The organism is Haloferax sp. Atlit-48N (assembly GCF_003383015.2).
Classification (GTDB): Archaea; Halobacteriota; Halobacteria; order Halobacteriales; family Haloferacaceae; genus Haloferax; species Haloferax volcanii.
Map to the genome: position 1 here is coordinate 1,049,541 of NZ_CP137689.1, position 22,728 is coordinate 1,072,268.

A 22,728-nucleotide genomic window follows, 5' to 3' on the forward strand; every position below is an offset into this window, starting at 1 on the left:
CGGCCGGGTCGGCGTCGATACGCGGTCGCCCGCCGAGGCGACCGCCGCGCCGCCGTCACCTCATCGCAGCGGTTACTTCGTCCACTCCGGGCGGTCGGCCTCGCCGCGGCGAATCTTCGCCAGCGTCTCCTCCGAGAGCAGTCGCTTGACGAACGCCGGAATCCGGTCGGTCGGGTCGGCGGTCGCATCGTCGCCGGTCGGGGTGGACGCCGCGCCGCCGACTCGGTCGCCCGCCGGGCCCGTCGCTCCCATCTCTCTGCTGACCGCGCGGTCGGCGTTCGCCGCCGACGCGAGCGCGTAGTGGCCGCCTCTGGTGGCGACGCCGCCGTCGGTCGTCGTCTCGGCGCGCCGGCGGAACGATTCGAGGTCGGCCTCGCGGTCCAACTCCTCGACGGCCGTGTCGAGGTCGGCGGCCTGTTCGGCCTGCTCGGAGACGCTCTCGGAGATGCGGTCTATCTCCGCTGTCACCTCGTCGACCTGCGTCGCCGCGTCGTCGACGAAGGTGGCGATGTCGGAGGTGAGCGTCGCCTGCTCGTCGGTCGCCCGCGCCACCTCGTCGATGCCGTCGGTCACGTCGGCGACCGAGTCGGTTATCTCGTCGAGGCTCTCGACGGTCGATTCGACCCGCTCGATGCCGTGGTCGATGTTCTCGTCGGCCGACGACAGCGCCTCGGCGGTGTCCTCGATGTGGTCTGTCACGTCCTCTATCATCTGGCCGATGCGCTCGGCCTGCGACTTCGACTCGTTCGCGAGCGACTTCACCTCGTCCGCGACGACGGCGAAGCCGGAACCGGCCTCGCCGGCGCGAGCGGCCTCGATGGAGGCGTTGAGCGCGAGCAGGTTCGTCCGGTCGGCCACCTCGTCGATGACCTCGACGATGTCCTGAATCTCGTCGATGGCGGCCACGAGCGCCTCGACGTTCACGGTTATCTCGTCGCGGTCGTCACCGACCTGCCGCATCGCGTCGATTGCCTCGCCGGCCTCGGCGCGGCCCTCCTCGGCCCGCGTGGTGGCCTCGTCGCTTCGGGAAGACACGTCGTCGGCGGTGGCCGCGACCTCCTCGACGGTCGCGCTGAGGTTCGACAGCTCGGCGGCGATTTCCTCGGTCATGTCGGCCTGCCGGGCCGCCAACCCCTCGATTTCCGCGATGCTCTGGCTCGTGCCCGCGGTCTCCTCGTGAAGTTGGGACGCGACCGACTCCAGGTCCCCGCGGCTCTCTCTGGCCCGGCGGACCTCCTCGCGGACGTCCAGCGAGTACGAGTAGAGGTAGGTGGCGTTGACGACCTGTCGGTCGAGGTTGAGCCCGCGGACGACCGCCATCATGTCCGCGAACGCCTCGTCGACGGCGTCTTCGACGCGGTCAGCGTCCTCGCCCGACAGCGACTCGGTGGCGTCGGCGACGGCGCGCCCGCGGAGTTCGTCCGCGAAGATGCCGGTGACGTTGGCGAACATCCCGCCGAAGTAGTGCAGCGGCATGTCGAGTTTGTCGTGGAGCAGGCCGATTCGGGTGCGCGCCGCGTAGTGGTTCTGGTCGTAGTTCCCGTCGGTGAACGAGCGGTAGTAGCCGGAGACGACCGCGCGGAGGCCGTCGACGTCTGTCTTCGAGCGGTCGATGACGTCCGTCGTCCGCTCGTTGGCGAGAATCGGCTCGACGAAGCCGTCGACGAGCGCCTCGTCGCGGGCCTCGACGACAGCTCGGAGGTCCGCGAGACGCGCGGCGTCCTCGTCGTCGAAGCCGACGAACGACTGCCGCCAGCCCAACTCGTCGCCGTCGAGGTCGAGTTCGGCGAGGAGTTCCGTGGATGAAAGCGAGATGTTGCCGGCGTCGTCGCGAGGGCTGGGCGAAACCATTGAGGAACTCACCGACTCCGAGGTAATAAGCGCCGGCCGTCGGCTATCACGGTTGATATCCGGGAATCAGACGTATAAATCGCTGACGGCCGCTTCGACGACGCGGAGGGCGGCGGCCCCCTGTCGGCGCGGCACGACCACGGCGAGCGCGTCGCCCGCGACGCCCGCGGCGTCGACGACGACGGACTCGGCGTCGAGCCGGGAGAGGACGGCGGCGAGGACGGCGGGGTCCACCTCGCCCTCAGCGATGATAGCCGTGAGCGGGCCGCCGCTTGCGAGGTCGACGCCGGCGACCGAGAGCACGGGGTCGTCGTCGGTCTCCTCGACGTCCTCGCCGACGAGGCCGACGCCGCTCCGCATCGTCACGGACGCGTCTCGGGGGTCGGCTTCCAGCGACGGGAGGTCGGCGGCGAACCGGCGGAGCGCGGCCGCGACCGCCTCGTCGTCGCCGAGGTCGAGTTCGGCCGCGGCGGCGGCGTAGTTGACGACGCCCGCGCGGAGCGCGGCGAGGAGGTACGGTCGTTCGCGGACTGCGTCGCGCGCGTCGGCGGCGAGGGACATGCCTCAGCCGTGGTCGGGCGCGCGCAAAAAAGCGCCGCTCGTCGGGCGCTGTCGCGGCCGTCTCGGAGGCGACTCCCCGCCCCACCGCGTCGCGCCGCCTGAACGAGTAGTGAACGCGAGTTGGCCGAACCCGAAGATTCCTTTCTCCGATGCGAAGTTCATAAGACACTCCCCTCGTAACCCCCGGACATGCAAGCTCTGGTCATCGTGGCGCACGGGTCGCACCTGAACCCGGATTCGAGCGCCCCCACCTACGACCACGCGGACACGGTCCGCGAGGTGGGCGCGTTCGACGAGGTACGGACCGGCTTCTGGAAGGAAGAGCCGTCTATCCGCGAGGTGCTCCGGACCGTCGAGGCCGACGAGGTGTACGTCGTCCCGCTTTTCATCAGCGAGGGCTACTTCACGGAGCAGGTCATCCCGCGGGAACTCCGCCTCGACGGGTGGGACGTGGCCGACTGGGACTCCGACGGCCTGTCGGCGTCGCACGTCACCCTCACCGCGAGCGACGTGCCCGAGAAGACGATTCACTACTGCGGGCCGGTCGGGACGCACGCGGCGATGACCGAGGTGTTGGTCCGCCGGGCCGAGACGGTCACCGGCGACCCGAACGTCGGCGAGGGCTTCGGCCTCGCCGTCGTCGGCCACGGGACCGAGCGCAACGAGAACTCCGCGAAGGCAATCGAGTACCACGCCGACCGCATCCGCGAGATGGACCGCTTCGACGAGGTGCAGGCGCTCTACATGGACGAGGAACCCGAGGTCGACGACGTGACCGACTACTTCGACTCCGAGGACGTGGTCGTCGTCCCGCTGTTTATCGCCGACGGCTTCCACACCCAGGAGGACATCCCGGAGGACATGGGCCTGACCGACGACTACCGAACGGGCTACGACGTGCCCGCCGAGGTCGAGGGCCACCGAATCTGGTACGCCGGCGCGGTCGGCACCGAGGGCCTCATGGCCGACGTGGTACTCGAACGCGCCGCCGACGCGGGTGCCGACATCGGTAACAGCCTCGAAGTCGTGCGCGAACGCACCCGGAAGACGCCGCAGGAGGCGAACTGATGGGGCACCACCGCGACGCCCTCGTCGACGCCGCGGCGACCGGCGACGGCGTCTCGCTCGACGGGCTCACCGTCGCCCCCGACGGCGACGGCGGGTTCCGCCTCGAAACGCCCGACGCGACGCTCTCGGGGCTCACCGAAGACGGACTCCGCGAGGCTCTCGACGACTGCGACGACTACGCGACGAACTGGTACTTCTGGTCCGAGGTCGTCGGCGAGTCCAGCCCGCAGCGACGGGCGTTCCTCCGCTGGGTCGAGGGCGCGCCGGTCGATACGGACGGCGACGGAAACGGAAGCGACAGCGCCAGCGACGCCGACGCTGACGCCGACGCCGCTTCGGTCCCCGAGCGCTACGACGCCCTCCGAGACGGCGTCAGCCGCGAGTGGGGCCAACTGCTCGTCACGGTCACCGTCGACGACCACGGCGAGCGCTCCTACGAACTCCGCCACGCCGACGAGGCCGCCGCCGACCGCGACGACCTCGACGCCTACCACGAACCGCTCGCGGCCCGCCAGTTGGCGACCTACGACGAGAAGGGGCGGTACCGCCCGCTGAAGTCCGGCAGCAACCTCGCCGGCGGCTGGCTGTTCCCCGCCCTCGACGGCCGCGACCTCGTGGAGACCGTCGAGACGTTCTACCCCGCGTCGGTTCCGAACTGGTACCGCGAGCGCCGGGGCGAACTCGACGTGACCCACTGGGAGGACGCCATCGGCCGTCAGACCGGGATGTACAGCGTCGTGAAGACGTGGAACCGCGGCGACGGCCACGAACACGTCGACTGGGTCGCGGAGGCCTGCTGCGCCGACAGCCAGTGCGTCAAGCGCCGCGAGTGGCAGTACGACGACGACACCGACCTCGACGTCGACGGCGGCGACGGCGCGTTCCCGTGCCGCGAGCCGTGTTCCGTCGTCATCGCGGCGTCCCGCAAGTGGACGCGGCTGGAGGGCGAGGAGACCCAGACCTACGAGTTCGAACTCACGCCCTCGGAGAAACAACAGGTCGAAGACATCATCGACGCCGTCGCGGACGGCCGCATCGACGACATCCGCGAGGCCGACGTGTACGAGGGCGCGAATCGTTACCGGGCGCGGTTCCTGCGCGCGAAACTGTTCGACGACGACGGCAACCTCGGCGGTGTCCCGACCGACGCGCCCGACGACGAGTAGGCCGCGCCGCGAGCGCTCTGCGTTTCGTTTTCCGATGCCGTCACCGCATCGTTAGCGTCACCGCATCGTCAGCACCAGCGCCGCGAGGACGCCGCCGACGACGACGCCGGCCCCGAGGGTGATGGCGAAGCTCTCGAACACCGAGGCGAGCGCCACCGCGAGGACGAGCGCGACGAGCGCGAGGCCGAAAAGCGGGGCGGCCCGCGGGTCGACGCTCGGGAACACGTCGGCGATGCTCTCGGTCACGCTCGGTTCGGGTTCGGGCTGTTTCGGCTTCGACAGCGTCTCGTCCACGTCGACCGGCGGTTTGCCTCCGGAGCCGGGTTCGACGGTCACGTCGACGTATCTCGTCTCCGAGCCGTGGCCCGAGACGATTTTGAGCTTCCCCGACACCGGCTCGGACGGCTGGGTGACGAACACCTCGACGGTCTTGGTCTGGTCGCCGTCGACGAAGTGGTTCCCTTCGGACAGGCTCGCCGCGCGCGAGAGTTCGTCGTCGATGTGCAGGTGGACGTGCACCGCCTGCCCCTCGTTCGCGAGTTCGACCGAGAACGGCCCGTTCGTCGAGAACGACGGCGCTACCGAGAGGTCGTGCGGGCGCTCGTCGTTCAGCGTGACGGTGAGCGGCGCGTTCGACACGGCTTCACCGTCGAGACGAGAATAGAAAAACGTTCAGGTCCGATGAGGTGTCCCCTCAGTCGTCGCGCATGTCCGGCGGTAGGAGGTTCGGGATGCCGTCCTCGATGGGGTACACCTCGCCGGTGACCGTACCGATGAGCCGCCCCTCGATGATTTCGTCGCCGTCGCGCTCGTCGACTTCCAGCTCGAGTTCGCTCTTGTCGAGGGGGTCACAGAGGATGTCCATCAGGGATTCTTTCATCGTCGTGACGGTGGATTGCGCGAAGTAAAAGCGTACGGGTTCGCCGCCGTCGCCGCGGTGGTCGGTGGACGGCGGCGGGCCGTCATCGGTCGGCCGACAGCGCGGCGCTCAGTCGTCGAACGGGTTTTCGATGTGGACCGTCTGCTCGCGGCCGGGGCCGACGCCGACGGCGTAAATCGGCACGTCGAGTTCGTCCGAGAGGTATTCGAGGTAGTCCTGTGCGGCGTCGGGGATGGCCTCGTAACCCTCCTCGGCGACGGCCGCCCAGTCGACTTCCGGCCACGTGTCGAACTCCTTGAGGACGGGTTCGCACTCGCCCCAGCGCTCGGTCGTCGCGGGCATCGTCAGGCGTTCCTCGCCCCCCAGTTCGTAGGCGTGGCCGACCTTGACCTCGTCGAGGCCGGCGAGCACGTCGAGGTGGTTGACGGCGATGCCGGTGAAGCCGCTGACGCGGGCGGCGTGGCGGAGCATCGGCATGTCGAGCCAGCCGATGCGGCGCGGGCGGCCGGTGACGGTGCCGAACTCGCCGCCCTTCTCGCGGATGAACTCCGCGAGCTCCTCGTCGCGGTCGTCGCCTTTCAGCTCGGTCGGCATCGGGCCCTCGCCCACGCGGGAGAGATACGATTTGACGATGCCGACGACCTCGCCCTGTCCGACGACGGTCGGACCGACGCCGGTGCCGGTGGCCGCGCCGCCCGCGGTCGGGTTCGAGGAGGTCACGTACGGGTAGCTCCCGTGGTCGATGTCGATGAGCGTGCCCTGCGCGCCCTCGAACATCACGTTGTCGCCGGCCTCGCGGCGCTCGGCGAGGAAGTCGCCGCAGTTGACGGCCATGTCGTCCTCGCGGAGGCGGCGGCCGATTTCGGTGTACTCCTCGACGAGCGCTTCCACGTCGCACTCCTCGCCGGCTTCGAGGCCGTACACGTCCTCGATGAGCGCTTTCTTCTGGGGAACGACGTACTCCAGTCGCTGGCGGAGCACGTCGGGGTCGAGCAGGTCGCCGACGCGGATGCCGCGGCGGCCCGCCTTGTCCTCGTAGGTGGGGCCGATGCCGCGGCCGGTCGTGCCGACGGTGAGGTCCGAGTCGGCCTTCGCTTCCTCTTCGATGTTGTCGAGGCGGCGGTGGTACGGCATGATGACGTGCGCGCGCTTGGCGAGGCGCACGTCGGGGTCGAGGCCGCGCTCGCGGAGGTCGTCGATTTCGGAGAACAGCGTCCGCGGGTTGATGACGCAGCCGTTTCCGAGCACGCCGATTTTGTCGCGGACGGCCCCGCTCGGGACGAGCGACAGCTTGTACTCCTCGCCGTCTTCGACGACGGTGTGGCCGGCGTTGTCGCCGCCCTGATAGCGGACGACGATATCAGCGTCGCCGCCCCACAGGTCGACGAGCGCGCCTTTGCCCTCGTCACCGAGTTGCGAACCGACGATGGTAACAGTCATACGTCGGCCGTTCCCCGCGCCGGACTAAACAGATTACGGTCGCGGCCGACGAGCAATGCACGTTCGTGTCTAATTATCGCAGAACCATCGAGGAATACGCCATGAACACGCATTGGCGTGGCGGCGGATAACACAACGGTTAATTAGTGTCCTCGTTAAGGTCGCGTTATCTCATTTTTTCGCCGGCTCGGAGGGCAAGGCTTAAAGCCTCCCAAGAAGAGTTAACAAATGGCATGATAGACCGACTTGAGAAGGAAGTCGATATGTTGGAGCGCCATCTCCAGGTCCTGAAGATGGTTATCGAAAGTGAGCCGATCGGCATCGTGAAGATGTCCAACGAGACGGGCTACCCGCACCACAAGGTTCGCTACTCCCTCCGCGTTCTCGAAGAAGAGAACCTCATCGAGCCCTCCAGCCAGGGCGCAATCACCACCGAGCGCACCCAGGAGTTCGTCGACGAACTCGACGACAAGCTCGACGAAATCGTCGGCAAGCTCGAATCGATGAAAATCGAGGAAGCGGCCGAAATCGAGAACTAACCACACTTCAGGCGCACGCGGTCGTTCTATCCTGTTTCGTCCGACGAGTCTCTCCGGGCACGACATCGGACCGACCGCGTTAGCGACGCTTCGACGCGGTCGGAACCGAACGGTACCGACCCGACACCACGGACACTCGCCGCGGACGCTCTCCGAGCCCCGCGGTCGTTTCACTATCGCTTCGTACCGCCGACAGCCGCGGCGAACCGCGGAGACAAACTAACACAGCGACAGCGACCGCGACGACGGTCGAATCGGGGCCGACTCAGAGGTCGGGCACGTTCAGGTGGAACTCGCCACCCCGCGCTTCGACCAGACAGAGATGGTAGCCCTGTTTCCGCGAGAGCTTCACGAAGCTCTTGCGTTTCGACCGACTCAGGAGACCGCCGCCGGTCTCCTCGGTCGCGGCCTCCAGCGCCCCCGGCTCGAAGAAGCTCTTCGTGACCATGAACGCCGAGCCGAGCGTCTCCTTCGCGTTGGCGACGCCCTTCGAGTCCTTGATGAGTTGGGTGACCATCGGACGGGTCGCCGGGTCCCGCGAGTCGTTCAGATTCGCCACGAACAGCGGCTCGCCCATCTGGTCGCGGACGATGATGTCGAACTGCCGGGACTCGGCTTCGCCGTCGCCGAGGGGTATCGAGACGCTCCCGTACAGTTCGATTCGGTCGGCCTTCGGAATCGAGTCGAAGACGCCCGCGAGGCTCGACCGGTTGCCCGTCTCGCCGATTTCGTAGAGCAGGTCGGTGACGACCCACTTGGCGAAGCCGTACTCGGGCGTCTCGTGGAGGAACTCCTCGTAGGGCTGGCCGTCGATGCCGAGCCCCTCCGTGTCGAACGTGGTGTGGTGTTCGAGCCGGAGGTTCTCGACGACCTCCTCGCGGGAGGCCTGCCCGTCGTGGGCTTTCTCCAGCGTCGCCTCGCCCTTACGGGCGTAGCGGACGAACAGGTTCGTCCCGCGGAGCGCCTCGTCGGCCGACATCGAGCGGTCGGTCGACCGAAGCCCCGCCTCGTCGAGCTGTCCCCGAAGCCGTTCGACCTCGGATTCGAGTTCGGCGACGCGGTCTGCCAGCTCCTCGGCGCGCGAGCGGTGTTCGTCGCGCTCCTCGCGGAGTGAGTCGCGCTCGGATTCGAGCCGGTCGCGCTCCGACTCCAGCGCCTCGACCTGCTCTTTCAGCGACTCGGCTTCCGCCGGGTCGACGGCGGGCTCGTCCGGCGTCCCGTCGGCCGGCTGGGCCTGCCGCTGGTTCGGCCGCTGGCTCTGGTCTTGCGGCGACGCCCGCGATTCGCCCTGTGACTGCCGGCGATGCGTCGCCTGCGTCGTGTTCCGCTGGTGGCTTCGAGGCGTCCCGGGGCGGCCGTCGACGGACTCCCCCTCGGCGTCGCGAGGGTCGAGCGACGGAATCGACCGGGCGTTTCGCCACTGCGCCTCGGCGGAGAACACGTCGTCGCCGGTCGCGCCGCCCTCCGGGTCCGGGTCCGGGTTCGGGTCCGGAGACGCCGCCTCGCCGTTCTTCTGTGGGGCGTCGGTGACGACCGGTCCCTCGCCTGTCGGCGGCCGCGACTCCTCCGGCACGGGCCGGCTCGTGGTCGACGCGGCCGCCTCGGTTGACTCCGGAGACCGCGACCCGCCCGGAGTCACAGACGGTCCGGACCCCGTCTCGGTCAACTCGTCGTCGGGGCTCGTCGACGCTGCCGGCTCGGCGTCGTCCGCGGTCGCGTCAGCCGCGGTCGCGTCAGCCGCGGTCGCGTCAGCCGCGGTCGCGTCAGCCGCGGCCGCCGCGGGGTCCGGTTCTTCGTCGGCCGGAGCGTCGGCCATCGCCGGCTCGCTGTCGACGGATTCGCCGTCGTCGCTGTCTCCATCGTCATCGCCGTCACCGTCGGCGGGTTCGGGTGCGGTCTCGTCGACAGCGGTTGTCGCCCCCGACTCGTCAGGGACCGCCGGTTCGGGCTTCGGCTCCTCGGACGGGTCTGTCGCGTCGGTCTCGTCGTCCGCCGGAGCGACGCCGCCCGCGGCGGCTCCCGTCGCATCGTCGGCTTCCTCGTCGGAGTCGGCTTCGGGAATGTCGACGAGGTCGATGTCCACGTCGTAAACCTTGTAGATGCCAACCTCGTCGCTCGCGCGCTCGAACGCCTCGTCGCCGGTGATGAGCCGCTTGCTGTTGCCGACGAAGGCGGCGCTCATCGACTTCCCCCCGTGGTAGACGACGAAGTAGTCGCCCGAGAGCACGTTTTCGGACAGTTCGACGTAGCCGGTGAAGCCGCCCGACGAGAGCGTTCCGTTTGCGTCTTGCAGCGGCGTCTCCTCCGTGTAGTACTGCGCGCGGACGTCGCCGCCGGTCTCCTGCATCGCGTACAGAAGCGGCAGCGCTGGGTCCGGTGCGCGGTGCGCCTCGAACGATTCACCCTCGAAATCTGTAACCGCCCCGTCGAAAACGCCGAGGAGACGGCCGTTGAGCATGAATCCCCACGTCATGCCAGCGACGACGGCTCCTGTGAAGCCGTCGTCCGCGAGCGACCGGAGGCCACCGTAGCCTCGTTCGGCGGGCGCGGAGTCCCACCCGGTCACCGCGTCAATAATCTCGCTATCCATTTGGGGTTACATCACCGGAACCGAATCAAATACTTTCCGGGCGAATCGAGCGAATGTTTAGCTCAGTTCACACTTCAGCGTGCTTGCTGTGACCGATTCGCTCGCCGCGGTCGGAACCGAGCCGGGAGAACGGTTATACGAGTCCGCCGAGACGGGTCGGTCGTGACCAGCCACGACGACCGGTTCGTCCACTACCTCCGCGCGAAGGAGCCCGTGGACGACCGCGCGCTCCACCGACCGACGCTCGCGAGCCTCATCGACCGGCTGGAGGCACGCGCCGAGTCGCGGTCGGGAGAGCCGCTCCGCGTCGTCTCGGTCGGGGCGGGGACGGGCGCGATGTGTCGACGGCTCCTCTCGTGGGGCGTCTTCGACGCGCACGACGAAATCAAGTACGTCATGGTCGACCGCACGCGCGGGATGGCGGACAACGCGGCCGCGGCGTTCGCTGAGTGGGCGCGCGCCGCCGGCTGGACCGCCGAGCCGACGCCCGACGGCTTCCGCATCGAACGCCACGGCCGCAGCGTCTCGCTGACCTACGTGACGAGCGACCTCTTCGAGGCGATGACGGTCCTCCCGAAGGCGATCGACCTCGTGGTCGCCCACGCGGTCCTCGACGTGCTCCCGCTCCGACGGGCGGTCGACGCGCTCCTCTCGCGGCTCACCGACGACGGCCTCTTTTACGCGCCCATCACGTTCGACGGTCGAACCGCGTTCCGCCCGAGCCACCCCGACGACGACGCGGTGCTCGGCGCGTACCACGAGACGATGCGCGGCGGCGACCGCGCGGGACCGAACACCGGCTCCGACCTCCTGTCGACCCTGCGGGAACTCGGCGCGCCGGTCGTCGCGGCCGGCGGCTCGGATTGGGTCGTCCACCCGCCGCACGACGACGAGGCGCGAATCTTCCTCGACCGCATCCTCGGCTTCGTCGAGGAATCCGTCGGCGAGTCGGCCGCGGTCGACCGCGCGACGCTCGACGGGTGGCTCGACGCCCGACACGACGCCCTCGCGGGCGACGAACTCGCGTACGTCGCTCACAACCTCGACGTGTTGGCCGAACTCGACTGATTACTCCGCGACTGGCGCGTCTCCGTCGCCCTCGTTTCCGAGGCGGCCCGAGACGTAGCCCCAGTCCCGAGCGAAGCCGACGAGGAGCGCCGCGGCCGCGACGCCGGTCACGAGCGGCATCCACGAATCGAAGACGCCGGGCGCGAGCGCCAGCGGGACGACGACCATCTGGACGCCGGCGAGGACGCGCCGCGAGGCGCGGGGCGGGAGGTCGAACGTCGGTCGCCCCGCTCGCTCGCGGAGGCGGCGGCCGACGAGAAAGACGTACCGCGCCGCCCCGACCGAGAGGTACCACCACGCGAGTTCGCCGAGGAGGACGCCCGCGAGCGGGGCGACGAGGAGGCCGAAGGCGTCGACCGCGGTGTCGAGTCGCGCGCCGAGGCGGCTGACGCGGTCGAGTCGGCGGGCGAGCGCCCCGTCGAGCGCGTCGAGCGCGGCGGCGACCCCGTAGCCGCCGGCGGCGGTCCACGCCCACGACGGACTCAGTGACCCGTGGAGCGCCACGCCGACGATGCCCGCGACGCCCGCGACGAGAAACCCGCGGACGAGCGTGACGGTGGTCGGGACCCCGAGGTCGTCGTAGGCGCGGGGCGATTCCGCCGCGGATTCGGCCGTTCCGGCGTTTCCGGGCGCGACGTTCTCGTCCGCGTTCGCGTAGGCGTACGCGCAGAGCCCGACGACGACGAGCAGGGTCCCGGCGGCCCACGTCGCCGCGGCGGTCTCGGGCGAGGGCGCGGCCCGCGAGACGAGCCAGAGCCACTCGACCGCGAGCAGTCCGCCGACCACCAGCGTGGCCGCGGCCGCCGCGCCGCCGGTTTCGAGCACCCGCCGTCTCGTCCGACGTGTCGTCCGCGGCGTCGCCGCGCCGTCTCCCGAGAGCGTCACGGCCGCCGACTGTCGCCTCGGCGGTCGGACGGTGTGCTACACATACCCGTACAGGGGGACGGGCGGCTGTTAAGTATTCCTCGCGTAACAGGTCAGGGCCGCGCGACGAATCATCGGCGGCGAGGAGAGCCCCCCGCGAACGCGGCGTCTCGACGGCGGCTCATGGAACGCCTCCCGCGTCAGGACGCTTTTAGCCACCGGCGGCCATAGCGGGTGTATGTCTATTTCGGGCGACGGCCCCGGGTTGTCGAAGGCGAAGCGACGACTCGGCCGCTATCTCGCGGGTGCCGGGCTGTTGATGCTCACGTTCTCCATCGCGTACCAGTGGGCGGCGGGCTTTTTCGCCGGCGAGGACATCACCTTCTTGCAGGCGGTCCACGTCGTCGTCGAGACGTTCACGACGACGGGCTACGGCGAACAGACCCGATTTTGGGTCGACCATCCGCCGCTGCTCGCGCTGTCGATTCTGATGCAACTCACGGGCGTCACGACCGTCTTCCTCACGCTCCCGCTGTTTCTCGTCCCGCTCGTCGAAGACGCCCTGCGGACCGCGCCGCCGACGGCGTCGACGCGCTCGGACCACGTCGTTATCTGCACGTTCACCCCTCGCGGCGACGCCCTCGTGGACGAACTCGATTCGATGGACGTGCCCTACGTGATTCTCGAAGCCGACCGCGACCGCGCCGAGGAGCTACACGGCGCGGGCTACGACGTCGTCCACGGCGACCCCGAGGACGTCGAGTCGTTGGAGGCGGCGAACGCGGCCGAGGCGCTCGCCATCGTCGCCGACGACGATGACGAGACGAACGCGAGCATCATCCTCGCCGCGAAGCAGGCCGCGCCGGACGCCCGCGTCGTCAGCCTCATCGAGGACCCCGACGTCGCTGACTACCACCGCTACGCCGGGGCCGACCGGGTCGTCTCGCCGCGCCGGCTCCTCGGCGAGAGCCTCGCGGGCAAGGCGACCACGTCCATCTCCTCGGAACTCGGCGACGCCATCGAAATCGGCGAGGACTTCGAGGTCGCGGAGCTGCTCGTCCAGCGCGGCAGCCCCGCCGAGGGTCGGACTATCGCCGAGAGCGGCATCGGGGACGTCACCGGCGTCAACGTCATCGGCGCGTGGTTCACCGGGGAGTTCGTCTCCCCGCCGGCCCCCCACGCCGTCATCGACGAACACACAATCCTGCTCGTCGTCGGCCGCGAGAAGCAGCTCGAAGAACTCCGCGCGCTGACGCTGTCGTCGGCGCGGCGCTTCCGCCGCGGGACCGTCATCGTCGCCGGATACGGCGAGGTCGGTTCCACCGCGGCCGAGAAGTTGGCGAGCGCCGGCGTCCCGCACCTCGTCGTCGACAAGCAGGACAAGCCCGGCGTCGACCTCGTCGGCGACATCACCGACCCGCAGACGCTCTCCGAAGCGAACGTCTCCGAGGCTCGCGGCGTCCTCCTCGCGCTCGACAACGACACCACGGCCGTCTTCGCCACGCTCGTCTCCGAGCGCGTCTCCGAGGAGACGGAGGTCATCGCCCGCGCCAACGAGACCGAAAGCATCGCCAAGCTCTACCGCGCCGGCGCGGATTACGTCCTCGCGCTCTCGACGGTCGCCGGCCGGATGCTCGCCTCGACGGTGCTCGACGAGGAGGTCATCGCGCCGCAGTCGCAGATAGAAATCGTCCGGACGAACGCCCCCGGCCTCGTGGGGCGGACCCTCGCCGGGGCCGACGTTCGCGCCCGAACGAACTGCACCGTCATCGCCGTCGAGCGAAACGGCGCGCTCGTCACCGAGGTCGGCCCGGAGTTCCGGGTCGAAGCCGACGACGACCTCGTCGTCGCCGGCGTGGACGAAGACATCTACCGCTTCAACGAGCAGTTCGGGTGAGCGGCCGAGGGCGGTCACGGGTGGGCCGGCCCGGCTGTCGGTCGTCGCTCGGCCCTGTACGGTCGTCGTTGGGTCGTCGTTCGGCCGTCGCTCGGTCGTATCGGCGTCCGTCGCTCTCGGAGAAATCAGCGGAAAAATCGGTGCCGCCGCGACGCGGCGACAGGCGGGTCCGGTTCGGTTCGGTTCGGTTACGCGCCGACTTCCGCGCCGACGTAGAGGACGACGACGAGGAAGATCCAGACGACGTCCACGAAGTGCCAGTACATCGAGGCCGTGCTGACGGAGACGTGGCGCTCGGCGGAGTACTGTCCGCGGAGCGCGCGGACGAAGACGATACCGAGAAGCACCGCGCCGAGGCTGACGTGGAGGCCGTGCAGGCCGGTGAGGCCGTAGAACGCCGACCCGAAGATGCCGTCGGTAATCGAGAAGTTCGAGTGGACGATGAACTCGTAGTACTCGTACACCTGCCCGCCGATGAATATCACGCCGAGCAGGAGCGTGACCGCGAGCCCGAGGACGAAGTTACGGTGGTTCTCCTCGCGGATGGCGACGTGGGCCCAGTGGAGCGTGAGACTGGACACGATGAGGATGGCGGTGTTCGCTAACACTAACGACCCCGTGAGATGCGGGAGTTCTTGCGGTGGCCACGTCCCCGCGCGGATGAAGAAGTAGTACGCGAACAGCGCGCCGAACGTCCCGAGTTCGGAGCCGAGGAAGGCAATCATCCCCCAGCGGAGCTTCGATGCGCTCTTCTGGCTCGCGTCGCGCGACCAGAAGTGGCTCACGAACGCGTGGTACAACCAGCCGTAGAGTCCGGCCAGGAAGAGGAAGATACTGCCGATGAACACGGCGGGACCCGCCGTCTGGCCGACGATTCCGTCCTGTCCCATGACGTACAGCCCGGCACCGGCGTAGATGCCCGCGCCCCCGACGGCGGTGACGAACGGCCACCAGCTCGCCTCGCCGAAGCCGCGCGGCCAGTCCTGAACCGCCGGCAGGTGATGGCCGTGGTCGTCGTGTGCTTCTTCGGTACTCATAGACGCCCGTTATGCTTGGGTTACTAAAAATCCTCCCAAACTGCGTTCGTCACGGGACCGCATGGCCCTCGAATTCGGTTCCGCCGGGGTCGCGGCGGGTGCGAAGCGTGGCGTTCGCGGGAGAGGAACTAACCGCCGCGTTCGGCGGCGCTCGAAGCGAACGGACGGAAGAAGAGACGCGAAAACGGAACCGAGGCCCGACCGACGGCGCGGCGTCGTCTTCAGTCGAGGTTCGTCGTCGCTCGGTGGAACGGCTGGCGCGAGATGATCTCGCGCATCTCGGCGAGCGACTCGGAGCTCGCACCGTTCATCTCGGAGACGACGGCGAACACCTCCTGTCGGGAGATTTTGACGCCCTCGCCCGTCACCGCGTGTTCGGGGTTGGCGACGAGTTCGCGGAGCGTCCCGACCGCGAGGAGGAACGGAATCGCCCACGCGGCGAGCGTGTTGCCCTCGCGGAGCGGCACCGTCTCCAGGTAGGTCTGCGCGTCGTCGAGGAACGACTTCGCGTGGTCGGCGGTCCGCGCGACCACCGAGGCCGTGCGGTCGTTGTGCTCGGGGTCGACGACCTCCTCTTGGGGGACGCCCGCGTCGTCGAGCCAGTCGGCGGGGAGGTAGACGTTGTTCTCGGAGGTGTAGTCGTCGTGCACGTCCTTCGCGATGTTCACGAGCTGGAGGAGCAGGCCGAACTCCTCGGCGGTGTCGTAGAGCCGCGAGCGGCGCTCGCTGTCGACGTTGCCGCGGGTCACGAGATTCGTGATGAGGTTGCCGACGGTGCCGGCGGCGTAGTAGCAGTACTCCTCTAGCTCCTCGCGGGACTGGATGCGGAGCCCGCCGGTCTGGGAGTAGCGTTCGACGAACATCGCCATGCCCGAGACGAGTTCGCGGACCGGCGGCGTGACCGCCTCCCGCACGTCCTCCGGCAGCGCCTCGAACGTCCGGAAGACCCGAGCGGTGTTGGCGACGACCATCCAGTCGTCGGACTGTTCGCCCTCCGGGGGGAGGTGCGGCTGTACGGCGGCCACGAACTCGTCGACGGTCGTGTCGTCGTCGGGGTCGAGCGCGCGGTCGTAGAGTCGAAGGAGGTGTGCCTGCTCGTCGGGCGCGATTGAAGACGAATCCTCCACGGTGTCGGCGATTCGACAGAGGAGATATCCGATACAGATGTGCGACGCCATCGGTTCGTCGAGGACGTCGACCGTGAGGGCGAAGGTCCGAGAGACCCCCTGAACTGCATCGTGACACCAATCGAGGTCGTCATCAGTTGCCGGTGGCCGGGCATCGGCGTGTCGAGACATTCGAAGCGTACCCGTATTACGGAAGGGGGGATAAAAAGTCTCGTGGGGGGCCGCATCCGCGGACGGCCGAGACGGCGCAGGAGAAAACCATAAGCATAGTCGATGAAAGATTCAGACATGGACTTCGCGCTCACTGCGGAGCAGAAGCAAATCAAGGAGATGGTCTCGGAGTTCGTCGACGAGGAGGTCAAGCCTCGCGCGGCGGAGATAGACGAGACCGACGAGTTCCCCGCCGACCTCGTGGCCGAGATGGGGCAACTCGGCTTGATGGGCATGCCCTTCCCCGAGGAGTACGGCGGTGCCGGCCTCGACTACCACTCCTACGCCATCGGCCTCGAAGAGATTTCTCGCGGCTCCGGCGGCCTCGGCACCATCGTCGCCGCGCACACGAGCCTCGCCGGCAACATGCTCTACGAGTTCGGCAACGAGGAGCAAAAACAGACCTACCTGACGCCGCTCAACGAGGGCACCGACATCGGCGCGTTCGCGCTCTCCGAACCCGGTGCGGGAAGCGACGTGCCGGCCATGGAGACGACGGCGAAGAAAGACGGCGACGAGTACGTCGTCGACGGCGGCAAGCTCTGGATTTCGAACGGCTCCGTCGCCGATACGGTCGTCGTCTTCGCCAAGACCGACCCCGACGCGGGTAACAAGGGCATCTCGTCGTTCGTCGTCCGGCCCGAGGTTGACGACGGCTTCGTCGTTGAGGGCACGGAGCACAAACTCGGAGACAAGGGCTGTCCGACCGCCGAACTCCGCTTCGACGACATGCGCATCCCCGAAGACCGACTCCTCGGCGACGAGGGCGACGGCTTCGTGCAGGCGCTGAAGACGCTCAACGGCGGCCGCATCACCATCGCGGCGCGCTCTATCGGCATCGCCCGCGCCGCCCTCGACGACGCCGTGACGTACGCCGGCGAGCGCGAGCAGTTCGACCAGCCCATCGGGGACTTCCAGGCCATCAAACACAAACTGGCTGACATGGACACGAAGGTGCAGGCCGCGACGCTCCTCATGCACAAGGCCGCAGACCTGAAGATGCGCGACGAGACGTTCATCAAGGAGGCCGCGCAGGCGAAGCTCTACGCCAGCGAAATCAGCCGCGAGGTGGCCAACGAGGGCATCCAGATTCACGGCGGCTACGGCTACACCAAGGACTTCGCCGCCGAGCGCTACTACCGCGACGCGAAGCTCAACGAGATTTACGAGGGGACGAGCGAGATTCTCCGCAACACCATCGGCGACTGGCTCCAGAAGTAACGTCAGTCGACGACCGATTCGTTCGTCCCCTCCGCGTCCTCCGCGCCCCGCGCCCCGTTTGCGACTCGCTCCGCGAGCCACGCGTGGTACGACTCGACCCGCTCTGCGCCCGTGTCGGTGAGGCCGTACACGTCGTAGATGCCCTCGGTCCGCCGTCGGAGGTGGCCCGCCTCCACGAGCGCGTCGAGCGTCCCGTAGAACGACTGCGGGTCGATTCGGAGGTCGTAGTAGCGTTCCAACCGGGTCTTCAGCTTCTGCCCGCGGAGTTCGCCCGCGTCGTAGAGGACGGCACACAGGTCGCGCCGACGGCCGCTCTGAAACCACATGGCTCCCGTCTCGTGGGAGAGACACACGTCACTTTCGTTCCGCCGGCCCGCCGGTCTGCTCCGTCACGTCCAGCCACGCTCTCCCACGCCAGTCCGCCGGAACCGATAGTTTAGACAGCCCGTGCTCCCTAGCGCCTCGCATGACCGACGCAACCGCAGAGGCGAACGGCGTCACCGCGCGGTACTACGTCACCGACGCCGAGCGCGTCCTCGAATTCGACCGCGACGGCCGGACCGCCGCCGTGGCCCAGAACATCGACGGCTACGCGATGTTGAAGGTCCGCCCAACCGCCGAGGGCGACGAACTCGAACGCTACTACGGCTTCGACATGGCGCTGGACCACGCCGCGGAACTCCTCGGCGTGTCGCCGCACGACCTGCCCGTCCCGGAGGACGCGGCTGACATGGGGATGTAAGCGGGCGCGTTCCGTTCCGCCGCCCCGGTCACGCCCAGTAGAAGCGCGGCCCGAGAAACAGGTAGCCGAGCGCCAAGAACAGCAGGCCGAACGAGAAGCCCTCACCGAGCGTCCCCGAGCAGACGATTGCGAGGCCCTGCACCACACCCATGACGAGCGCGTCCTGCGCGTGGAGGTCGGGGTAGGTCACGTCCGAGAGCATCAGCGCGGCCATAACCGCCGAGAGGCCGACGAGCAACATCGGCTCGACGAAGCCGACGAGGACGCCCGCAGACAGAATCGTCGCGGCGAGCGTCGTCGGCACCCCGACCGTCTCGTCGGACCCGCTGTCGTAGGCGGTGTAGAGCGCCAGTCTGACGACCGCGGCCGCGACGAACAGCGCGGCGACGCCGACGCCGGCGACGACCCGGACCCGGTCGAAGCCCCACATCTCGCGGACGACGGCGACGACGAGCAGCGCCGGGGCGACGCCGAAGGAGGCCACGTCCGCGAGGGAGTCGAGGTACGGCCCGGCGTCGGTCCCACCGTAGCGTCGGGCGACCACGCCGTCGAGGCCGTCGGCCATCGCGGCGAGCAGGATGACCTTGGCCGCGAGGTGCACGTCGACCGCGGTTAACACCGCGGCGACGAATCCCAGCGCCGCGTTCCCGGCGGTGACCACGTCGGCGGGGCCCAACCGACCGACGAATCGGGGTCTCATACCGATGCGATTGCGTACCTGCCCTTTCCCTCTTACGTTCCGTCCGTCAGCCCGCGGCTCCGCGTCGTTACCGCCCGCCCCGGTCGGAATCGGCGCGTCTCGCCCCGCTCGGCGGTTCGCCGGGCGAACCATGCGACATTTATCGGTCGCGTCCCGAGAGGCGACCATGCGAGACCAAGGGTCTTCGAACGGCGGTCGGACGCGGCGTCAGTTCCTCGCGGCGACCGGTGCGGCGGCGACCGCCGGCCTCGCGGGCTGTGCGACCCTGACGGCGTCCGGCGACGACTTCGACATCGGGATGACCGCGGTCGCGTTCGACCCGCCGACGCTGACCGTCGAGGCCGGCGACGAGGTCGTCTGGCGCAACACGAGCTCCCGCGGTCACACCGTCACCGCCTACGAGGGCACCCTCCCCGAGGGAGCCGCGTTCTTCGCCAGCGGGGACTACGAGACCGAGCAGGCCGCCCGCGACGCCTACTCCAACTTGCTCGGCGGGCTCATCGGCAGCGGCGAGACCTACACGTACAGCTTCGACGTGCCCGGCGAGTACGAGTATCTCTGTATCCCCCACGAGCAGGCCGGCATGGTCGGAACCATCGTCGTCGAGGAGTAAACTCGGCGCGCAGCGTCGCGCCCGGGATTCAACAGCCGAGAGCGGCGTGGCTCTCGCTCCGCGTGCTATCGCGAAAAAGTCGAAATTCGAAGTCGGGCCGTCGGCGAGACGGGCTTACGCTTCGGTTTCTTCGTCGACGTCGACTGCGACGTCGCCTTCGTCGACGCTGACGGCGGCTTCCTCTTCGGCCTCGACCTCTTCGGGACGGGCTTCGAGGGAGAACTTCTTGACCTCGACGCGGCGCAGGGGGTAGATGACCTTCGCGTCGCCGTAGATGGCCGACGACAGGCGACCCTCGACGACGCTCTCGGTGAGCGCGTCGTAGGTGTGGCCCGTGATGGCCTCGCGGGTGAGTTCCGTCATGATGCGACGAATCTCGTGTTCCTGGCTCCGGTCGGCCTTCTTCGTCGTGAAGGCGACGGGCTGGAGCTGGACGCGGTAGTCGTCCTTGGTGATGGCCGTGACGTTGGCTTCGATTTTGGACGCGCCGCGGCGGACGAGGCTGCGGAGGTAGTCTCGGGTGAGCTCCTGCTGGATGAACTCGGTGTAGGCGGCGTCGCTGCCCACGTCGGTAATCTTGAACGTGAGCTTGACGTTGTTCGCGCCCTGGTCGTCGTTGAGTTCGCCGAGGGTGGACTCGACGGTGCGACCGCTGATTTTCTCGGGTTCGTCCGCGAAGGTCGAACCGAGTTCCTTACGGTCGAAATTCTCGGGAGCGATGACGGTGTACCATCGCTTTCCGCGCTTCTGCTTGGAGACGGATCGTTCACTCATGGTTAGTGTCTGTGTGCGTTCGTGTGGCTTCGATGACGGTCTCGGCGACCGTCACGTTGACGACGTAGTCATCGACCGTGGCGTGCAGGCCGCCGGTCGAATCGCGTTCGATTGTGGTGACGAGTTCGTCCCCCTCGACTCGGCTGTGCATCGACTCCGTGTTGTCCGGCTCGAGCGCGCCGGCGACGATGTCGGCGTCGTCGTGGGTCGTCCGCAGGGTCGCACGCCGGGTCATCGGCGCACCTCCCTGACGGCCGCGACGACATCGCTCGGCTCCGCCGCGGAGTCGAACGTCATCGTCGCCTCCGACGGCGACCCGGTCGCGGACGCGGCCGGCAGGTCGCTCGCGGCCGCGGCGAGGTCCTCGTCGAGTCCGGCGGGGCCGGTCGAGACGAGGGCCGCGGCACCGACGCCGACCGCGAGAACGGTCGGCTCGGGCGAGCGGAAGTCGCGGGCGAGCCTCGCCACCGTGGCGAGTCGCCCCGGCGAGGACAGGTCACAGGAGAGCGCGGAGAGGCTCTCGTAGCGGCCCGTCGTCGCTCCGCGGAGCGCGGCGTGGGTCGCCTGCGCGTGGTCGCGCCACGCGTCGAGCGCGGCGTCGCGAACGTCGTGTCCGAGCGCCAGCGCGACGGCGGTCCCGGGCGACTCCCGGACGGTCGCGTCGAGCACGTCGGCGAAGCCGCCGACGGTTTCGAACGGTCCGTTCGGAGTCGCTTCCGGCCCCAAAACGCGCTCGACGGCGGTCGCCGCGCGAGCGGTCGCCTCGCCGCTCGTCGCGTCGATGGCGACGAGGGAAGCGACGCGCCTACGGGCGTCGGCGTCGAGTTCGGCCGGGAGCGACAGTTCGGCGAGGTCCGCCTGCGCGCGCTCCCTGTCGGCCGAAAACGGCGCGTGGACGAGCGTCGAATGCGCCAGCCCGTCTGCGAGGTCGCCCGTGGGGACGGCCACGCCGGGTCCGACTTCGACGCCCGCGTCGGCCGCGGCGTCCGCGAGGTCGGTGTCGTCCTTCGGTGTCGTGCCGGCGGCGTGGAAGCCGGCCAGCGCGACCGCCGGGTCGGGGTCGACCCCGAGTTCGCGGACGACCGAAACGGCGTCGTTCGGGTCGAGTTCGAGGTCCGCATCGGCGTCCGACAGCCCGACAACTGCCACAACGTCGTCGTGTGCGACAGTATCGGGGGCGTCGGTCGCGCGGATGCGGAAGGGGACGTCGAGTGTCCTGAGCGCCCGTCCGACGACACCCGCGGCTGCGACGGCGGCACCGCTCCCGTGGACGCGGAGGCGAACGAACGTCGCCTCGCGCAGGGTCGCGGCGGCGTCGGCGGCGGGTGTCTGTTCGGCGGGGCTCACGGACATTCAGTTATTCTTCGAGGAGTTCGACAGCGACGTCGTAGCTGTACGTGAAGTCGTCGTCGAGCTTGTCGCCGCGGTAGTACGAGACGAGGCGGCGAATCTTCGACTCCGTATTCTGGAGCGCGCGACGGTTGGACTTGTCCTGCTGGTTCTCCTCCATGTGCTCGCGGAGGCGGATGGCGCGCTCCATGAGGTTGCGGAGGTCCTCGGGGAGGTCGCCTGCGGCGTCGTTCTCCTCGAGGATGGTGGTGACCTTCTTGCCCGTGGCGAGCTTGACGTCGGGGACGGGAACGCCCTTGACGCCTTCGTCGCGCAGGGACAGGCCGATTTGGCTCGGGTCCTTGCCCTGTTCTGCCAGTTCGACGACGCGGGCTTCGATGTCAGCCGCGTCGACGTCGCTCCACTCCGGTGCTTCGTCTGCCACCGGCTTGTCCGAGCTGGACGAGCCACGGCGGCGGGTGTGCATTCGTGCCATTGTTGCGGGTTGGAACCGCACTGACCGCAGAAACGAGCACCCCGCAGTCGTATCACCGACTACCGGGGCACTACCGCAATCCCAAGCCCAAACTGGGCGAGTCAGATTTGCGGCCGTGCTGGATTCCCATCGGGTTGTCCACGCGCACCGGGTTAAACCGTTTCGACTCGGCTCCGAATTGACCGCGACTCGGTCCGGTCGGAATCGAAGGGCTTCTAAACGGGCGACGGCTATCGGAGGATGCGGGCTCGTAGATCAGGGGTAGATCACTCCCTTGGCATGGGAGAGGCCCCGGGTTCAAATCCCGGCGAGTCCACTCACTTCTCTCTGGACTTCCGACGAGCGGAGCGAGTCGCGAAGCCAGAGTAAATTCGTGTCTGTTCGAGGCGGGATTTGAGCAGCGAGCAAATCTTCGATTTGCGAGTGAGTTCAAATCCCGTGAACTTCGTTCACGACCTTCGCAAACCACCGGTTTGCTCAGTCCCGGCGAGTCCACTCACTTCCTTTCGGTCACTTCGTTCCCTTCAGTCGTTCGTGGACTCGCTGACGTCACGT

23 protein-coding genes and 1 tRNA gene are annotated in these 22,728 nt (G+C 68.5%); 9 read left to right on the plus strand and 15 right to left on the minus strand.

Annotated elements, in window-relative coordinates; translation table 11 throughout:
• Nucleotides 1–72 precede the first annotated feature (72 nt).
• The gene (locus tag DEQ67_RS05720) at nucleotides 73–1,851 is read right to left on the minus strand and encodes a globin-coupled sensor protein (RefSeq protein ID WP_115860111.1); all 1,779 of its coding nucleotides are present in this window, start codon (nucleotides 1,849–1,851) and stop codon (nucleotides 73–75) included.
• Between the two features lie 66 nt (nucleotides 1,852–1,917).
• Nucleotides 1,918–2,412, minus strand: coding sequence for a DUF7523 family protein (locus DEQ67_RS05725; RefSeq protein WP_115860109.1), 495 nt, complete (start codon nucleotides 2,410–2,412; stop codon nucleotides 1,918–1,920).
• Nucleotides 2,413–2,601: 189 nt separating this feature from the next.
• Here DEQ67_RS05725 and DEQ67_RS05730 point away from each other — a divergent pair, with 189 nt between their 5' ends.
• Both DEQ67_RS05730 and DEQ67_RS05735 read left to right on the plus strand, forming a co-directional pair.
• Nucleotides 2,602–3,480 (plus strand): CbiX/SirB N-terminal domain-containing protein, encoded by an 879-nt coding sequence (locus DEQ67_RS05730; RefSeq protein WP_115860107.1) that lies wholly within the window; start codon nucleotides 2,602–2,604, stop codon nucleotides 3,478–3,480.
• Nucleotides 3,480–4,646, plus strand: coding sequence for a DR2241 family protein (locus tag DEQ67_RS05735; RefSeq protein ID WP_115860105.1), 1,167 nt, complete (start codon nucleotides 3,480–3,482; stop codon nucleotides 4,644–4,646). Before DEQ67_RS05730 ends, DEQ67_RS05735 begins: the two co-directional genes overlap by 1 nt.
• A 57-nt stretch (nucleotides 4,647–4,703) precedes the next feature.
• Here the strand turns inward: DEQ67_RS05735 and DEQ67_RS05740 are convergent, their stop codons facing one another.
• The 3 genes from DEQ67_RS05740 to DEQ67_RS05750 form a co-directional block, all read right to left on the minus strand.
• Complete coding sequence (locus DEQ67_RS05740) at nucleotides 4,704–5,285, minus strand: DUF7524 family protein (RefSeq protein WP_008607523.1); 582 nt, start codon at nucleotides 5,283–5,285, stop codon at nucleotides 4,704–4,706.
• Nucleotides 5,286–5,340: 55 nt separating this feature from the next.
• Nucleotides 5,341–5,526 (minus strand): methytransferase partner Trm112, encoded by a 186-nt coding sequence (locus tag DEQ67_RS05745; protein ID WP_013035425.1) that lies wholly within the window; start codon nucleotides 5,524–5,526, stop codon nucleotides 5,341–5,343.
• A 108-nt stretch (nucleotides 5,527–5,634) separates the two neighbouring features.
• On the minus strand, nucleotides 5,635–6,966 hold the full coding sequence (locus DEQ67_RS05750) for an adenylosuccinate synthase (RefSeq protein ID WP_115860103.1): 1,332 nt from the start codon (nucleotides 6,964–6,966) through the stop codon (nucleotides 5,635–5,637).
• A 233-nt stretch (nucleotides 6,967–7,199) separates the two neighbouring features.
• On the opposite strand from DEQ67_RS05750, the gene DEQ67_RS05755 reads away from it, so the two are divergent.
• Nucleotides 7,200–7,505 carry a hypothetical protein gene (locus DEQ67_RS05755; protein WP_004043804.1) on the plus strand — a complete coding sequence of 102 codons (306 nt, stop codon included), beginning with the start codon at nucleotides 7,200–7,202 and terminating at the stop codon, nucleotides 7,503–7,505.
• Between the two features lie 265 nt (nucleotides 7,506–7,770).
• Here DEQ67_RS05755 and DEQ67_RS05760 read toward each other — a convergent pair whose 3' ends face one another.
• On the minus strand, nucleotides 7,771–10,095 hold the full coding sequence (locus DEQ67_RS05760) for a DUF7527 domain-containing protein (RefSeq protein WP_115891299.1): 2,325 nt from the start codon (nucleotides 10,093–10,095) through the stop codon (nucleotides 7,771–7,773).
• 162 nt (nucleotides 10,096–10,257) lie between these two features.
• On the opposite strand from DEQ67_RS05760, the gene DEQ67_RS05765 reads away from it, so the two are divergent.
• The gene (locus tag DEQ67_RS05765) at nucleotides 10,258–11,163 is read left to right on the plus strand and encodes a hypothetical protein (protein ID WP_004063862.1); all 906 of its coding nucleotides are present in this window, start codon (nucleotides 10,258–10,260) and stop codon (nucleotides 11,161–11,163) included.
• Here DEQ67_RS05765 and DEQ67_RS05770 read toward each other — a convergent pair whose 3' ends face one another.
• Nucleotides 11,164–11,988 (minus strand): CDP-alcohol phosphatidyltransferase family protein, encoded by an 825-nt coding sequence (locus DEQ67_RS05770; RefSeq protein ID WP_004063859.1) that lies wholly within the window; start codon nucleotides 11,986–11,988, stop codon nucleotides 11,164–11,166.
• Between the two features lie 277 nt (nucleotides 11,989–12,265).
• Here DEQ67_RS05770 and DEQ67_RS05775 point away from each other — a divergent pair, with 277 nt between their 5' ends.
• On the plus strand, nucleotides 12,266–13,924 hold the full coding sequence (locus DEQ67_RS05775; protein WP_004043800.1) for a potassium channel family protein: 1,659 nt from the start codon (nucleotides 12,266–12,268) through the stop codon (nucleotides 13,922–13,924).
• Between the two features lie 188 nt (nucleotides 13,925–14,112).
• On the opposite strand, the gene DEQ67_RS05780 is transcribed toward DEQ67_RS05775, so the two are convergent.
• Together DEQ67_RS05780 and DEQ67_RS05785 are read right to left on the minus strand one after the other, a co-directional pair.
• Nucleotides 14,113–14,961 (minus strand): cytochrome c oxidase subunit 3, encoded by an 849-nt coding sequence (locus tag DEQ67_RS05780; RefSeq protein ID WP_004063857.1) that lies wholly within the window; start codon nucleotides 14,959–14,961, stop codon nucleotides 14,113–14,115.
• A gap of 221 nt (nucleotides 14,962–15,182) precedes the next feature.
• Nucleotides 15,183–16,259 (minus strand): phytoene/squalene synthase family protein, encoded by a 1,077-nt coding sequence (locus tag DEQ67_RS05785; protein WP_049922094.1) that lies wholly within the window; start codon nucleotides 16,257–16,259, stop codon nucleotides 15,183–15,185.
• A gap of 117 nt (nucleotides 16,260–16,376) precedes the next feature.
• Between DEQ67_RS05785 and DEQ67_RS05790 the strand changes: the two genes are divergently transcribed.
• Nucleotides 16,377–17,519 (plus strand): acyl-CoA dehydrogenase, encoded by a 1,143-nt coding sequence (locus tag DEQ67_RS05790; protein WP_008610403.1) that lies wholly within the window; start codon nucleotides 16,377–16,379, stop codon nucleotides 17,517–17,519.
• A gap of 2 nt (nucleotides 17,520–17,521) precedes the next feature.
• Here DEQ67_RS05790 and DEQ67_RS05795 read toward each other — a convergent pair whose 3' ends face one another.
• Nucleotides 17,522–17,845: a DNA-binding protein gene (locus DEQ67_RS05795; protein WP_115802437.1), complete on the minus strand. Its 324-nt coding sequence runs from the start codon at nucleotides 17,843–17,845 to the stop codon at nucleotides 17,522–17,524.
• A gap of 140 nt (nucleotides 17,846–17,985) precedes the next feature.
• Between DEQ67_RS05795 and DEQ67_RS05800 the strand changes: the two genes are divergently transcribed.
• Nucleotides 17,986–18,261 carry a DUF7111 family protein gene (locus DEQ67_RS05800; RefSeq protein ID WP_115860097.1) on the plus strand — a complete coding sequence of 92 codons (276 nt, stop codon included), beginning with the start codon at nucleotides 17,986–17,988 and terminating at the stop codon, nucleotides 18,259–18,261.
• Between the two features lie 28 nt (nucleotides 18,262–18,289).
• On the opposite strand, the gene DEQ67_RS05805 is transcribed toward DEQ67_RS05800, so the two are convergent.
• The gene (locus DEQ67_RS05805) at nucleotides 18,290–18,961 is read right to left on the minus strand and encodes a protein sorting system archaetidylserine synthase (RefSeq protein WP_008605767.1); all 672 of its coding nucleotides are present in this window, start codon (nucleotides 18,959–18,961) and stop codon (nucleotides 18,290–18,292) included.
• 166 nt (nucleotides 18,962–19,127) lie between these two features.
• Here DEQ67_RS05805 and DEQ67_RS05810 point away from each other — a divergent pair, with 166 nt between their 5' ends.
• A complete protein-coding gene (locus tag DEQ67_RS05810) occupies nucleotides 19,128–19,574 on the plus strand; it encodes a cupredoxin domain-containing protein (protein ID WP_115891298.1) in 447 nt (148 codons plus the stop codon).
• Nucleotides 19,575–19,688: 114 nt separating this feature from the next.
• Here DEQ67_RS05810 and DEQ67_RS05815 read toward each other — a convergent pair whose 3' ends face one another.
• From DEQ67_RS05815 to DEQ67_RS05830, 4 genes are read right to left on the minus strand one after another with little or no spacing between them, the layout of a single operon-like run.
• Nucleotides 19,689–20,348 (minus strand): 30S ribosomal protein S3ae, encoded by a 660-nt coding sequence (locus DEQ67_RS05815; protein ID WP_115891297.1) that lies wholly within the window; start codon nucleotides 20,346–20,348, stop codon nucleotides 19,689–19,691.
• The gene (locus DEQ67_RS05820) at nucleotides 20,341–20,583 is read right to left on the minus strand and encodes a KEOPS complex subunit Pcc1 (RefSeq protein ID WP_115891296.1); all 243 of its coding nucleotides are present in this window, start codon (nucleotides 20,581–20,583) and stop codon (nucleotides 20,341–20,343) included. The genes DEQ67_RS05815 and DEQ67_RS05820 overlap by 8 nt, the downstream gene beginning before the upstream one ends.
• The gene (locus DEQ67_RS05825; RefSeq protein WP_115891295.1) at nucleotides 20,580–21,701 is read right to left on the minus strand and encodes an exonuclease; all 1,122 of its coding nucleotides are present in this window, start codon (nucleotides 21,699–21,701) and stop codon (nucleotides 20,580–20,582) included. The genes DEQ67_RS05820 and DEQ67_RS05825 overlap by 4 nt, the downstream gene beginning before the upstream one ends.
• Before the next feature lie 4 nt (nucleotides 21,702–21,705).
• Nucleotides 21,706–22,173 (minus strand): 30S ribosomal protein S15, encoded by a 468-nt coding sequence (locus DEQ67_RS05830; RefSeq protein WP_004043790.1) that lies wholly within the window; start codon nucleotides 22,171–22,173, stop codon nucleotides 21,706–21,708.
• 244 nt (nucleotides 22,174–22,417) lie between these two features.
• On the opposite strand from DEQ67_RS05830, the gene DEQ67_RS05835 reads away from it, so the two are divergent.
• Nucleotides 22,418–22,489, plus strand: a tRNA-Ala gene (locus DEQ67_RS05835).
• Nucleotides 22,490–22,728: the final 239 nt, after the last annotated feature.

What these genes read in the sequence shown, in the direction of transcription:
- DEQ67_RS05720 (WP_115860111.1), bottom strand. Translation starts at nt 1,851, where the DNA reads ATGGTTTCGCCCAGCCCTCGCGACGACGCCGGCAACATCTCGCTTTCA.
- DEQ67_RS05725 (WP_115860109.1), bottom strand. Translation starts at nt 2,412, where the DNA reads ATGTCCCTCGCCGCCGACGCGCGCGACGCAGTCCGCGAACGACCGTAC.
- DEQ67_RS05730 (WP_115860107.1), top strand. Translation starts at nt 2,602, where the DNA reads ATGCAAGCTCTGGTCATCGTGGCGCACGGGTCGCACCTGAACCCGGAT.
- DEQ67_RS05735 (WP_115860105.1), top strand. Translation starts at nt 3,480, where the DNA reads ATGGGGCACCACCGCGACGCCCTCGTCGACGCCGCGGCGACCGGCGAC.
- DEQ67_RS05745 (WP_013035425.1), bottom strand. Translation starts at nt 5,526, where the DNA reads ATGAAAGAATCCCTGATGGACATCCTCTGTGACCCCCTCGACAAGAGC.
- DEQ67_RS05750 (WP_115860103.1), bottom strand. Translation starts at nt 6,966, where the DNA reads ATGACTGTTACCATCGTCGGTTCGCAACTCGGTGACGAGGGCAAAGGC.
- DEQ67_RS05755 (WP_004043804.1), top strand. Translation starts at nt 7,200, where the DNA reads ATGATAGACCGACTTGAGAAGGAAGTCGATATGTTGGAGCGCCATCTC.
- DEQ67_RS05760 (WP_115891299.1), bottom strand. Translation starts at nt 10,095, where the DNA reads ATGGATAGCGAGATTATTGACGCGGTGACCGGGTGGGACTCCGCGCCC.
- DEQ67_RS05775 (WP_004043800.1), top strand. Translation starts at nt 12,266, where the DNA reads ATGTCTATTTCGGGCGACGGCCCCGGGTTGTCGAAGGCGAAGCGACGA.
- DEQ67_RS05780 (WP_004063857.1), bottom strand. Translation starts at nt 14,961, where the DNA reads ATGAGTACCGAAGAAGCACACGACGACCACGGCCATCACCTGCCGGCG.
- DEQ67_RS05785 (WP_049922094.1), bottom strand. Translation starts at nt 16,259, where the DNA reads ATGTCTCGACACGCCGATGCCCGGCCACCGGCAACTGATGACGACCTC.
- DEQ67_RS05790 (WP_008610403.1), top strand. Translation starts at nt 16,377, where the DNA reads ATGGACTTCGCGCTCACTGCGGAGCAGAAGCAAATCAAGGAGATGGTC.
- DEQ67_RS05795 (WP_115802437.1), bottom strand. Translation starts at nt 17,845, where the DNA reads ATGTGGTTTCAGAGCGGCCGTCGGCGCGACCTGTGTGCCGTCCTCTAC.
- DEQ67_RS05800 (WP_115860097.1), top strand. Translation starts at nt 17,986, where the DNA reads ATGACCGACGCAACCGCAGAGGCGAACGGCGTCACCGCGCGGTACTAC.
- DEQ67_RS05805 (WP_008605767.1), bottom strand. Translation starts at nt 18,961, where the DNA reads ATGAGACCCCGATTCGTCGGTCGGTTGGGCCCCGCCGACGTGGTCACC.
- DEQ67_RS05810 (WP_115891298.1), top strand. Translation starts at nt 19,128, where the DNA reads ATGCGAGACCAAGGGTCTTCGAACGGCGGTCGGACGCGGCGTCAGTTC.
- DEQ67_RS05815 (WP_115891297.1), bottom strand. Translation starts at nt 20,348, where the DNA reads ATGAGTGAACGATCCGTCTCCAAGCAGAAGCGCGGAAAGCGATGGTAC.
- DEQ67_RS05820 (WP_115891296.1), bottom strand. Translation starts at nt 20,583, where the DNA reads ATGACCCGGCGTGCGACCCTGCGGACGACCCACGACGACGCCGACATC.
- DEQ67_RS05825 (WP_115891295.1), bottom strand. Translation starts at nt 21,701, where the DNA reads ATGTCCGTGAGCCCCGCCGAACAGACACCCGCCGCCGACGCCGCCGCG.
- DEQ67_RS05830 (WP_004043790.1), bottom strand. Translation starts at nt 22,173, where the DNA reads ATGGCACGAATGCACACCCGCCGCCGTGGCTCGTCCAGCTCGGACAAG.